The sequence below is a fragment of the Vibrio sp. 10N.286.45.E10 genome (genome assembly GCF_002874195.2).
In the GTDB taxonomy this organism is placed as follows: domain Bacteria; phylum Pseudomonadota; class Gammaproteobacteria; order Enterobacterales; family Vibrionaceae; genus Vibrio; species Vibrio crassostreae.
On the sequence record NZ_MCWD02000002.1, the window covers coordinates 188,532 to 201,133 of the forward strand.

Below are 12,602 nucleotides of genomic sequence, written 5' to 3' on the forward strand. Positions count from 1 at the left end.
TTACGCCGCCTCGTCTTTCATCACTTGCAAGCTTTTCGATGGGTAAGCTCTCAGGCCTTCTTGATCGAATGCAACGTAACGAATATCACTGCGACGCAGCTTCAATCGGTTGAACTCTTTGACGGGTACATCCACGATGATCTCTTTCGCCGTTGAGTCATGTTGCAACTCGCACTCCACGCGATAAAACGCCCCTAAGAATTCGCTTGATACGATTCTCACTGGCAAGGATTCACTAAAACGATCAACAAACTGGATTTGCTCAGGACGAACCGCGATATCAAACATATCACCCTGCTTTGGTGTCAGGTTGTCTAACCCAGGCAATGGCAACATAGACTCAGCAATACGCATCTTGCCTTGAGCTGCTACAGAAGCTTGAATAAAGTTCATACTGCCGACAAACTCAGCCACGAAACGACTGACGGGTTTTTGGTAGATCTCTTGTGGAGCGCCCACTTGCTCGATAATACCGTGATTCATTACCACAATGCGGTCAGCCATGGTCAAAGCTTCATCTTGATCGTGCGTCACCATAATCGTGGTGATGCCCAATTTACGCTGCAATTGACAGATCTCGTCGCGCAGGTGTGTTCTTACCTTCGCATCAAGTGCAGAGAGCGGTTCATCGAGGAGTAGCAAACCTGGAGACAAGGCCAATGCACGAGCGAGAGCCACGCGTTGCTGTTGTCCACCAGACAGTTGATTCGGGTATTTCTGGCTAGATGTTGGTAAACCAATGGTTTCTAACCAAGATTCTACCGCTTCCAGAGCTTCTTTGGTCGACATTCCTTGGTTCTTCAAACCAATTGCGATGTTCTCTTCCACAGTCAGGTTGGGAAATAGAGCATAAGATTGGAATACGATGCCAAAGTCGCGCTTTTCTGGTGGCAAGAAGGTCGTATCATTACCGTTCTGCTCAATAGAACCGGAAGTTGGCAAGTCTAGGCCTGCAATCGCACGTAATAAGGTGGTTTTTCCACAGCCAGATGGGCCAAGGAAGCAGACGAACTCGCCTTTATCTATCGATAGGGAGATGTCTTTTAACGCTGTAAATTGGCCAAATTGCTTTACAACGTTTTCGATATTCAAATAAGTTTGGTTGCTCATACTACAGCACTCTCTAAATGGTATATACCAAATTTAAACTGAGAATATTGCAGTTGAGTGACAAATTTATAGAAGCTAAATGACAGTTATATTGCAGATATAATAAGCATTAAAGATTGCTATCTGTTCGGCATTAAAAGTTAGTTCAACGTTGGAAGCCCTCAGTGACTTGCCCATAAATCACTGAGAGCCCAAATGTAAACTTCTAATTTAAACGCTAGATTAATCTATGATTCAACCTTGTCGGCTTTGCCCGCCGCACCTGCAAGTTTGGATAACTGTTTATCTAGCCACAATGGAGGGTTACCCGAATCTTCCGCGTTCTCTTTTCTTCGTACCGCATCACGCACCATCATCGCACCGACCCAACGGAATGGCTCTGGCGGGAAGTGTCCTAACGGGCCTTTGGTTAAACCGCTTCGTGTCCAAGCGTTGTCGATATCGAGTACCATTGCTGACAAAATTTTCCCGCCCATACGGGTTTGAGCAACGCCATTACCAGAATAACCAAGCCCATAATAGATGTTGCTTTGGCCTTTTAGATTACCGAAAAATGGTAAACCTGTGACCGAACGATCTGAGCCGCCAGACCAGTTGTAATCGAATTCACTTTGCTCCAGTTTAGGGAACAATTTTTGGAACGATTGATTGAGAATCGGCAAGTAGTTAGTGGTTTGGTTAAACATGCTTTCAACTTGATTGGCAAACGAGAATTTATTACCGCCTTTGCCCAACATGAGTCGTCCATCTTGAGTGTCTCGGTAGTAGTGGACAAAGATTCGAGAATCCACCACTGCCGCCCCTTTCTCTGGGCCAAACTGCTTGAGCTTTTCAGGAATAGGCTTGGTCACTACCATATCTGAAGAAACAACCACTATACTGCGTTTGAACTCTTTAAAGTGATCGAGCATCCACGCGTTGAGCGCCAAAATCATTTTATCGGCATAGATCGTCCCGCTTTTGGTTTGAATTCGAGCTGGAGTTCCATAGTAGAGTGACGTCATCTCTGTGTTTTCGTGAATTTCGACACCCAGTTCGAGAGCGACTCGACGTAAACCTCTAGCCAATAAAGCTGGCTGCACACTGCCCGCAGCTTCTGAGTAGAAACCCTCAATGTGGCGATCAGATCCCACTTTATCAGCCAAAGAGTTATCGCACTTCTTCCAGCTATTAATACCCAGCTTAATCAGTTCGTTAACGACAGGATCCATTCCACCCTTTTGAGCTTCATTGGTCGCCGTATAGTAAGTTCCACTTCGATATAGATGCGCGTCAATATTGTGTTCGTTACAGAAGGCTTCGATCTCGTATATCACTTTTTCCGATTCCTTAACCAACCATTTCGCTTGCTCTTTTCCGTAGAGCTTTTTCAGCGTCGGATACTTAGTCGACCAAGTCAGCATGCAACCGCCGTTCGCACCAGAAGCACCGCTACCACATAGGCCTTTTTCAATCACGACAACATGTTTTTCGGGTTGCTGTTGTTTGATTAAAATCGCCGTCCATAAACCCGTATAGCCACCGCCTACAATGGCGATATCACAGTTGACATCTTTTTGAAGTGGCTTCGCGGATTCTAAACCTGCATCTATGCTGCCAAATTCCTGTTCCAATGCTTGTTTGAACCAATATGAGTAGTGCTTTGTCATTTGTTGTACCTTACTTAAAACCTAAAGGCGTAAAACTAAAAAAGGAAGACCGAAGCCTTCCTTTACTGATTTCTAACTTCTAATGAACTAAATAGTTAATTAACTGAATAGATCGGCAGGTTAAGATTTTGGCTCTGATTTAGCGTCAAACTTTTCAGACCATGTTTTAAGAACGTCGGCACGTTCGCTGCCCATGCGAGCGAAGTCCATTTTTGCCATGTTCTTTTCTACATTAGGGAAGTTCTCTGCTTTGCCTGTCACATCTTGGTGGCCAACAACTGGGTACATTTCGATGTAAAGCTCGTTTGCCGCTTTAGAAATAGACCAATCAACAACGCGTTGCGCTGCATCAGACGGCTTCACAAGACCTACCGCTTCAGATTCCCAACCGATTCCTTCAGGCGTGATCACTGAAAGTGGAGCGCCTTGAGTTTTCAGCTTAGCGCCACGGCTCGCCATAGAAATACCGATAGCGACTTCACCCATACCCGCTTGAACACATGGCTTAGAACCAGAGTGCGTGTAGTGAGCAATGTTTTGGTCTAGCTTCTGCATGTAGTTCCAACCTTGATCTTCACCCATGTTTTGTAGCCAAGCCGACACTTGCATGTAGCCCGTACCAGAAGACGCTGGGTTTGGCATCGCAATGTGGCCTTTGTAGATAGGCTTGGTTAGGTCATCCCAAGACTTAGGTGCCGGTAGATTCAATTGCTTAGCCACCACTTCGTTAAAACAAACTGCATTGAAGAATGCGTCATTGCCATACCAAGCTTGAGTAGACTGTGGGTCGTTGAGGTTAGCGCGTAATGCTTCTACACCTTGAGGCGTATAAGGTTTCAGGATGCCCTCTTCTTTAAGCAATGCCATTGAAGAACCAGCAAGTCCCCAAACTACCTCTGCGCGAGGGTTGTTTTTCTCGGCCAATAATTTTGCCGTCATGATCCCAGTTGAATCACGTACCCACTTGATGTTGATGTCTGGGTTTTCACTTTCGAAAGCATTTTTGTATTTAGCTAAAATGTCAGTTTCAAAAGCAGTGTAAACCGTCACTTCCTGTGCTGCATAAGCATTACCAGCGAGTAGAGTGACTAACGCTGCAAGTGATCCTTTCATAAAACGGTTTTTCATCATTTTCTCCAGTCAGGCTCAACTCTAAAGTGAGAAGTTGCCAAAATTAAAAGTTATCGAGGTTTAAAGCCGCCTAGGTTTGCAAGCAACCAAGGTTTAACGTTTCTTAAGTTAGAAGCCTCATCAAGAGGCACCTATACCCATAAATTCATTTAGGTTACTAGTACACGCCTTTTTACTGGTATGTACCAGATGGCGAGTATTAACCTAGTCGACTTTTATGACGGTTAAATGAACAAAAAATGGCAATTTAAAGATCGGGAAATTTCTCAACACAAGTGACAGATTTGAATATGAAGCTTTTGTGAAAATAACGTTTGAGCTATTTACGACCGTTTAAATTGGTTGTTAAAGTAATCGTAAATATTGGTATAGTCCAAGCGCAAATCACGAGAATTAAACATGAGAAACGAATACCTTCTACTGACACCGGGTCCTCTATCTACTTCTGAAACCGTTCGCCAAGCGATGCTAAAAGACTGGTGCACTTGGGATGATGAATACAACAAAGACGTTGTTGAAGTGATTCGTAGCAAGCTAGTGACTTTAGCGACTAAGCAAGCGGGTTATACGAGCGTATTAATGCAAGGTAGCGGCACCGCTTCAGTTGAAGCAACAATCGGTAGCGTTATCTCTAAAAGCGGCAAGCTTCTTGTTGTTGACAACGGTGCGTATGGTGCTCGTATTGCCCAAATCGCAGAATACTTAAATATTCCATGCCATGTCGTTTCCCCAGGTGAAACATCACAGCCTGACTTGAACGAAATGGAGACGGCATTGGCCATGGATTCAGACATTACTCACGTTGCGATTGTGCACTGCGAGACCACTACTGGTATGTTGAATCCAATTGAAGACATCGCCAAATTGGCAAAGCAGCACAACAAAACAGTCATTCTTGATGCAATGTCGAGCTTTGGTGGCATCCCTATGGATATCGCTGACTTAGGTATCGATTACATGATCAGCTCAGCAAACAAATGCATCCAAGGTGTACCGGGGTTCGGATTTGTTATTGCTAAGCAATCGGAACTTGAGAAATGCAAAGGCCAAGCTCGTTCATTAAGCCTAGACCTGTTTGACCAATGGCACTGCATGGAAAGCAACCATGGTAAATGGCGTTTCACCTCTCCGACTCATACAGTGCGCGCTTTTTACCAAGCTCTACTTGAATTGGAGCAAGAAGGTGGCATCGAAGCTCGTCATAATCGCTACCAAACCAACCAAACCACATTGGTTTCAGGAATGCGCTCTCTTGGCTTTGAGCCACTGCTTAATGATGACCTGCATTCACCTATCATTACCTCTTTCTATTCTCCAACTCATAGCGATTACCAATTCAAGGAATTCTATGGCCGTTTGAAAGAACAAGGTTTTGTGATTTACCCGGGCAAGGTTTCAAACGCAGACTGCTTCCGAATCGGTAACATCGGTGAAGTGTATCCGTCAGACATTGAAGCTCTCATTGGCGCAGTGAAAAACGCTATGTACTGGGACATCAAATAATGACGACGACCAATCAAGAGCCGATTCTAAAGGCCACACACTTTCGAAGCGAAGGCGATGTGAACACCACGCCAGCACGCGAAAAATGGAACGAATCGCTAAACGATGACGCGACTCAAGCGATGTTAAAACGTGATTCTGACGTATTTCTTCATCAAGCCATGTCAACGCCTTGTCTAGATACACTTGAAGCCGCAGAAGGCATCTACATACAAGATACGACGGGCAAAAAGTACATGGACTTTCACGGTAACAATGTTCATCAGCTTGGTTATGGCCACCCACATCTTATTAATAAAGTGACTCAGCAAATGGCGTCATTGCCATTTTCACCACGTCGCTTCACCAATGAAACTGCCGTTCAGTGTGCTGAGAAACTCACACAGATCTGCGGTGGTGATTTGAATCGCGTGTTGTTTGCGCCAGGTGGTACATCGGTTATCGGTATGGCACTGAAACTGGCTCGACATGTCACTAACAACTTCAAAGTCGTTTCATTGTGGGATTCCTTCCATGGTGCGTCGCTGGATGCAATTTCAGTGGGTGGTGAAGCCTGTTTCCGCGAAGGTATGGGGCCGTTAATGGCTGGCGTAGAACGTATCCCACCAGCAGTCTCTTATCGTGGTGCTTTCCCCCTTAATGGCTCTTTATCGCTTCACGGGCAAAGCGCAGGCGATAACAATGAGACTGCATGTGATGTGCACTATGCCGATTACCTTGAGTACGTGATTGAAAAAGAAGGTGGCATTGGTGCCTTCATTGCTGAAGCAGTTCGCAACACCGATGTTCAAGTGCCAAGCAAGGCTTATTGGAAACGAATCCGTGAGATCTGCGACAAGCACAATGTCATGTTGATCATTGATGATATCCCAAATGGCATGGGTCGTAGCGGTGAATGGTTCACACACCAAGCGTTTGATATCGAGCCTGACATCCTATGTATCGGTAAAGGCTTTGGCGGCGGCTTGGTTCCAATTGCAGCCATGGTCACTAAAGACAAATACAACACAGCAGCGCAAGTCTCACTTGGTCATTACACACATGAGAAAAGCCCTATCGGTTGCGCGGCGGCACTGGCTACGATGGAAGTGATTGAGCAAGAAAATCTACTTGAAAAAGTGCAAGCAGACAGCGTATTCGTGCGTGAACAGCTGCTTCAAATGAAAGAGAAATACCCAGTCATTGGTGACGTTCGCGGCATCGGGCTGCTATGGGGCGTTGAGTTGGTCACTGACCATATCACCAAAAACCGAGCGTTCGATGAAGCAGAAGCAGTACTTTACCAATGTCTGAACGATAGCCTGAGCTTTAAGGTGTCACAAGGTAACGTGATTCAATTGAGTCCACCATTGATCATCAGCCGTAGCGAGCTAGAAGCCGCTCTGTCTGTATTTGAAAACGCGATAGCCAAAGTCTGCAAAGATTTTGAATACCTTTAATTCATTCTCTAAATCAACATTTAAACCAATAACCTAAAACAATCATTCGTCCTTCCAGTACTTTGCGCTGGGAGTGACACAAAAATAGGACACTATTATGAACACAACATCACCTATCCAAGCGGTTATCTTTGACTGGGCTGGCACTATCGTTGATTTTGGATCATTTGCTCCAACCAGTATTTTCGTTGAAGCATTCAGACAAGGTTTCGACTTTGACATCGACTTAGCAGAAGCTCGTGAACCTATGGGTATCGGTAAATGGGATCACATCCAAGCGGTGGGTCGAATCCCTGCAGTTGATGCTCGTTGGACTGCTCAGTTTGGACGTTCGATGACAAGTGAAGACGTTGACGCGATCTACGCGGCATTCATGCCTCTTCAAAAAGCGAAAGTAGCCGATCACGCAGCACCAATTTTAAACGCGATTGAAGTAGTGAATAACCTAAAAGAGAAAAACGTAAAAATCGGTTCTTGTTCCGGTTACCCACGTGAAGTGATGGATGTTCTAATTCCTGCTGCTGCAGATTACGGTTACCGGCCAGATAACGTGGTAGCGACCGATGACTTACCTCAAGGTGGTCGCCCTGCTCCATTTATGGCACTGAAAAACGTAATCGACCTAGGCGTAACAAATGTTGCAGCCTGTGTGAAAGTGGATGATGCAGCCCCGGGCATTGATGAGGGTCACAACGCAGGCATGTGGACGGTAGGTCTTGTGTTATCAGGCAACGAAGCAGGATTAACTTACCAAGAATACTTAGATGCAGACGAAACAACACTGGCAGCAGCACGTGAAAAAGCGAGCCTTAAGCTAAACAAATCAAACCCGCACTACCTGATCGATACGATTGCAGACTTACCTAGCGTGATCGCAGATATCGAGAAACGTTTACTAGCGGGTGAGCGTCCGTAAACAAGGTCGAGCTATTCACGTGATGCAAAACGTGAAAATACCGCTATAGCTTCAATTCAAATCCCTATCTAATCATGTACTCAACCGAGTTAAACATGTTGGATGGGGATTTTGCGTTTATAAGCATGATAAAGCGCAAGTTTTTTATTTGTTCCCCTCAAAATCACTGGCAAATGCACGAGGCTAGGCTATAGCTTTAAATATAGGCATTCCAATAAATGATAAAACCAATAATAAAAGTCATCTAAATATATAATATCTAACAATTTCATTGACTCCAATACGCAATCAGATTAACAATATAAGTACTGAGAAAGAAATAGGTTCAGCTGAACCAACACCTTGATTTACTTATTATAAGCAGTGTCGTAACCCAATAAGTGATCGTTTTACTGGTAAGTTCAGATAACAATAAGAGTTAATCCAAGGATAAGATTATGAAAAAATTGTCGAAAATCATGTGTGCTGTTGTTGCCGCTTCAGGCCTAGCAGCAGCGCCTTCTATCGCTGCTACAACTTATGTTGGTGCTAAAGTGGGCGTGGGCTGGTTAGATAGCGCATGCGTAAGCGGTGAAAAATGTGATGATGATGCAATCGGTGCTGGCATCTACTCTGGCTACAATTTTAATGACAAATTTGGTATTGAGCTAAGCTCAGACTTCCTTGGTGATTACAAGACAAGCTTTTCAAAGAACGGTACAACCGCTGCGTTCAGCGATCCACTGATCGCGATCTCACTAACGCCAATGTACCGCCTACCAGTACAGCAAGAGTTTGACGTATTCTTCAAAGCAGGTCCTGCTTACATCTCTCACGGTGGCGAAGATGACGTTGTACTTTCTGCTGGTATCGGTGTAGAGAAACAGCTTTCTTCTGATTGGGCACTACGTGTTGAATACCAATACTTTGATGACTTCGACGACAACTTCGTTCAAGACCTAAACTCGAACCTACTGTCTGTTGGTGTTAGCTACAACTTCGGTACCGGTAACACAACTGCATCAGCGGCTGCAGCTTCTGCGGCGGCGGTTACTCAAGCACCTTCTGAGCCAATCGCAGAGCCTGCAGTTGTTGTTGAAGAGAAAAGTACTGTTGTTGTGACTAAAGCACAAACAGAGAGCTACTCTCAAGAAATGTTCGCAACTAACAGCACAGAACTTTCTACAGACGGTAAGATTGCACTACAACCTCTAGTTGAAGTTCTAAAAGCTCACCCTCAATCGACTGTTGTTATAGTTGGTCATACTGACTCAACAGGCGCTGCTGAATACAACATGATGATCTCTAAGAAACGTGCTGCTGCAGTTGCTGCACACATCGAAGAGCAAGGCATTGAAGCTGAACGTATCACTGCTACAGGTGAAGGTGAAGAGAACCCAGTTGCATCAAATGATACCGCTGAAGGTCGTGCTCAAAACCGTCGTGTTGACGCAACGATCCCTGGTTTTGAATACCAAGAAGAAGTACAAGTTGAAGAAGTTATCGTAGAAACTGCTGAATAATAGCACTCTACCTTAGCCGAAATAATAAGGGCGGAGCACTCAAAGTGCTCCGCCCTTTTCTTTATCTATCTTTACTAATAAGCCGTAAGCCGAAAAGTACCGGCCCCAAGCTAAGCTGTACAAACCGAAAACTAAACAATTTCCCAGCTGTGCGTCATTTCTACGCCTGCACCTAGCATTAGGCACACTGAACAGTATTTTTCTAATGAATCAGCGCATACTTTTGCAACCAACTCAGGATCAAGGTTGTCACCTGATACTTCAAAGTGAATGTTAATCGCGGTAAAGATTTTTGGCGCGGTTTCACGACGAGTAGTTTCAAGTTTTGCGTTACAGTCTGTAATGCTTTGACCAGCAGATTTCAATCCATCCACCACATCAACGGAGCTACAACCACCAGCGGCCATAAGCACCATTTCCATCGGGCTTGGCGCCGTCGCACCACCGCTGCCATCCATAACAATAGAGTGGCCTGATTGAGATTGACCCAAGAATTTAAAACCTTCGACCCATTTAACTTCTGCTTGCATGCTGTTCCTTAGATGACCGATAACCGCCATCACTGTCTGTTATTTATTGTTAGTACCGACACCCTACTACTGGCAGCATTCATGAGCAAGATTTTCTCTGACACATATTTTTTTCATGAATGGTGCAATTTTTTCCATCTAAAACCTGTCTCTATTCGTACATTCAAAATCGAATGAAAAAGAACGTCAAGATGAGGTATCTATGAATAAATTATCTAAAATATTGGTATCACTCGTGGTTGCACTACCACTGATTTCGTTGTTTGTCAGCCAAACTGGCACTGCCAATACAATGGATAAAACGGCTAATTCAGGGAAAAGTGAAATCGCGACACTCGCGGGTGGTTGTTTTTGGTGTACAGAATCCGACCTAGAAAAGCTGACAGGCGTCACTGACGTTATCTCTGGGTACTCTGGTGGTAAACTAGAAAACCCAACCTACAAACAAGTTTCTTCAGGTAAGTCTGGTCACATCGAAGTGATCAACGTGACCTATAACCCTGATGTTGTTAGCTATGAACAGGTTCTTGACCAATTCTTCAGACACATCGACCCAACCGATGACAAAGGTTCATTTGTAGACCGAGGTCCTCAATATCGACCAGCTATTTTCTATCATAACCAAGCACAAAAAGATGTTGCTCAGAACTTCATGATGGAGATCGACAAAGCTAATATCTTTGGTGAACCACTAAAAACAGAACTGATTGAATTTGAAAAATTCTGGCCAGCGGAAGACTATCACCAAGACTATTACAAGAAGAGTAAAGTTCGTTATAACTACTACCGCTACGCATCAGGTCGTGACCAGTACTTAGATAAAATCTTCGGGGACGATAGAAAGGACAACCCACAAACACTCCGTCAGATCATCGATGGTAAGAATGCGACAGCCAATGCTAAAACCTACGTTAAGCCGTCTGACGCGGAGATCAAAGCCAAGCTAACGGCACTTCAGTACGATGTAACGCAAGATGACGCGACAGAACGCCCGTTTGATAACAAATACTGGGATAACAAACAGGAAGGTATCTACGTCGACATCGTTACTGGTGAGCCGTTGTTCTCTTCAAGAGACAAATACAAATCAGGTACAGGTTGGCCGAGCTTCACGCAACCAATCAGTGAGGCTTATGTCGTAACCACTACCGACTACAAGTTGCTTTACCCAAGAACCGAGGTCCGCAGTAAATTTGGTGATTCTCATCTAGGTCATGTATTTAAAGATGGCCCTAAACCTACAGGTTTACGTTACTGCATGAACTCAGCCGCAATGCGCTTTATCCCTGCGGATAAATTAGCGGAAGAAGGCTACGAAGAATACGTTGAGATGTTTGAGGGCTAAGCATTCAGCAATTAACGGTCAGCCTACGACAACAAAGCCAGCATATCGCTGGCTTTGTTTTTTCTAGTTCACAAACAAGAGCACTACTCCCTAGCCAGTTAGAACTGTATCTTCTGGATACTTGAGTAATGAAGGTTCAGGGCGAGCCAACATGTACGCCAAAGTCAAAGGACCGATACGTCCAATAACCATCACAACAATCATGATGTATTTGCCCGGCTCAGTTAGGTTCGCAGTTAACCCTGCCGTCAACCCTACCGTTGCAAAGGCTGAAATCACCTCAAACATGACTCGATCAAACGCTGCCTTTTCAGTAAGCATTAACAGAAACATCGCAGTGGTTAATAACGCCCCACTTACCACAATAATGGCCAATGACTTTGTTACTGCTTGCCAAGTTACGGTTCGCTTAAACATCACTACATGTTTTTTCTGACGTAAGAACGTCCAAGTCGCTACAAATGCAACCGCAAATGTTGATACCTTAATACCGCCACCTGTTGAGGTAGAGCCAGCACCAATCAACATCAACACGATCATCACCAATAAAGCAGGCTGTGTGTATTGAGATAAATCCACACTGTTAAAGCCAGCAGTACGAGCACTTGCCGATTGGAAAAATGCCGCTAGCCACTGACCTTGTGTCGATAGCCCTTCCATGGTCGCGGAGTTGTTTCGCTCCAACAGCCAGAACAATACCGTACCCACTAATAATAGAGTCGGTGTTGCGGTCAGCATTATCTTGGTGTGTAAATGTAGATGTCTGAAACCTTTACGCCAATTGCTTGATAGGTCACCTACTACCGTGAAGCCTAAACCACCAAAAATGAACAGAGCCGCGAGCGTAAAGATCACTAATGGGTCGTCAACAAAGCTCATCATACTGTCTGAAAACAGAGCAAAGCCTGCGTTATTGAAGGCTGATATCGCATGAAAAAGTGCGTAAAAACTTCCGGTTGACCATCCCATCTCAGGAACCCATCGGAAACAGAGTAATACAAAACCAATAAATTCAGCCACTAGCGCAAAGATAATGATCTTCTTGACCAGTTTTCGAAGATTGATCTTACGATCTTGACCCAATGCTTCCTTGGCTAATGCTTGTTGCTTCAGGCTTAAGCGAACACCAAACATGTAGAGCAGTACCGCAGATAGGGTCATCTGCCCTAACCCGCCCACTTGCATCAAGAACATCAGCAAGATTTTTCCAGCCAAAGTGAAGTGCTCACCCGTATCGACTACACCCAAACCTGTCACACTGATCGCGGAAGTCGCGGTAAACAACGCATCTGTAAAGCTAAGTCCTGTAACAGAAAAAACAGGCATCGTCAGAAGTATGGCCGAAGGGATAAGAACACCTAAGAAACTAGTCAGAATAATCTTAGGTTCAGAGCCTTTACGTGGCTTTTCATCTCTCTTAAGCGTGTAGAAAGTACCTTTTCGTTCTAACGAATTCATACTATTACCTTATAACCCA

Annotated in this window: 10 protein-coding genes; 5 read left to right on the top strand and 5 right to left on the bottom strand. The window is 44.6% G+C overall.

Annotation, left to right across the window (positions count from 1 at the left end):
* The 3 genes from BCU34_RS13975 to BCU34_RS13985 form a co-directional block, all read right to left on the bottom strand.
* Entirely contained in the window at positions 1 to 1,110 is a 1,110-nt protein-coding gene (locus tag BCU34_RS13975) for a putative 2-aminoethylphosphonate ABC transporter ATP-binding protein (protein WP_102530216.1), read from the bottom strand.
* Between the two features lie 227 nt (positions 1,111 to 1,337).
* Positions 1,338 to 2,759 (bottom strand): FAD-dependent oxidoreductase, encoded by a 1,422-nt coding sequence (locus BCU34_RS13980; RefSeq protein WP_102479744.1) that lies wholly within the window; start codon positions 2,757 to 2,759, stop codon positions 1,338 to 1,340.
* A gap of 120 nt (positions 2,760 to 2,879) precedes the next feature.
* Entirely contained in the window at positions 2,880 to 3,890 is a 1,011-nt protein-coding gene (locus BCU34_RS13985; RefSeq protein ID WP_060981582.1) for a putative 2-aminoethylphosphonate ABC transporter substrate-binding protein, read from the bottom strand.
* 399 nt (positions 3,891 to 4,289) lie between these two features.
* On the opposite strand from BCU34_RS13985, the gene phnW reads away from it, so the two are divergent.
* From phnW to BCU34_RS14005, 4 genes are all read left to right on the top strand, one after another.
* Entirely contained in the window at positions 4,290 to 5,393 is a 1,104-nt protein-coding gene (gene phnW / locus BCU34_RS13990; RefSeq protein ID WP_102479745.1) for a 2-aminoethylphosphonate--pyruvate transaminase, read from the top strand.
* Positions 5,393 to 6,832, top strand: a complete 1,440-nt coding sequence (locus BCU34_RS13995) for an aspartate aminotransferase family protein (protein WP_102530215.1) — start codon at positions 5,393 to 5,395, stop codon at positions 6,830 to 6,832. The genes phnW and BCU34_RS13995 overlap by 1 nt, the downstream gene beginning before the upstream one ends.
* A 97-nt stretch (positions 6,833 to 6,929) precedes the next feature.
* The gene (phnX, locus tag BCU34_RS14000) at positions 6,930 to 7,748 is read left to right on the top strand and encodes a phosphonoacetaldehyde hydrolase (protein ID WP_108145137.1); all 819 of its coding nucleotides are present in this window, start codon (positions 6,930 to 6,932) and stop codon (positions 7,746 to 7,748) included.
* A 437-nt stretch (positions 7,749 to 8,185) separates the two neighbouring features.
* Positions 8,186 to 9,250 carry an OmpA family protein gene (locus tag BCU34_RS14005; RefSeq protein WP_102480560.1) on the top strand — a complete coding sequence of 355 codons (1,065 nt, stop codon included), beginning with the start codon at positions 8,186 to 8,188 and terminating at the stop codon, positions 9,248 to 9,250.
* Positions 9,251 to 9,381: 131 nt separating this feature from the next.
* On the opposite strand, the gene BCU34_RS14010 is transcribed toward BCU34_RS14005, so the two are convergent.
* The gene (locus BCU34_RS14010; RefSeq protein ID WP_102478776.1) at positions 9,382 to 9,780 is read right to left on the bottom strand and encodes an OsmC family protein; all 399 of its coding nucleotides are present in this window, start codon (positions 9,778 to 9,780) and stop codon (positions 9,382 to 9,384) included.
* A 202-nt stretch (positions 9,781 to 9,982) separates the two neighbouring features.
* On the opposite strand from BCU34_RS14010, the gene msrB reads away from it, so the two are divergent.
* A complete protein-coding gene (gene msrB, locus BCU34_RS14015; protein ID WP_102478777.1) occupies positions 9,983 to 11,125 on the top strand; it encodes a peptide-methionine (R)-S-oxide reductase MsrB in 1,143 nt (380 codons plus the stop codon).
* 90 nt (positions 11,126 to 11,215) lie between these two features.
* Here msrB and BCU34_RS14020 read toward each other — a convergent pair whose 3' ends face one another.
* On the bottom strand, positions 11,216 to 12,583 hold the full coding sequence (locus tag BCU34_RS14020) for a TrkH family potassium uptake protein (protein ID WP_102478778.1): 1,368 nt from the start codon (positions 12,581 to 12,583) through the stop codon (positions 11,216 to 11,218).
* Positions 12,584 to 12,602 lie beyond the last annotated feature (19 nt).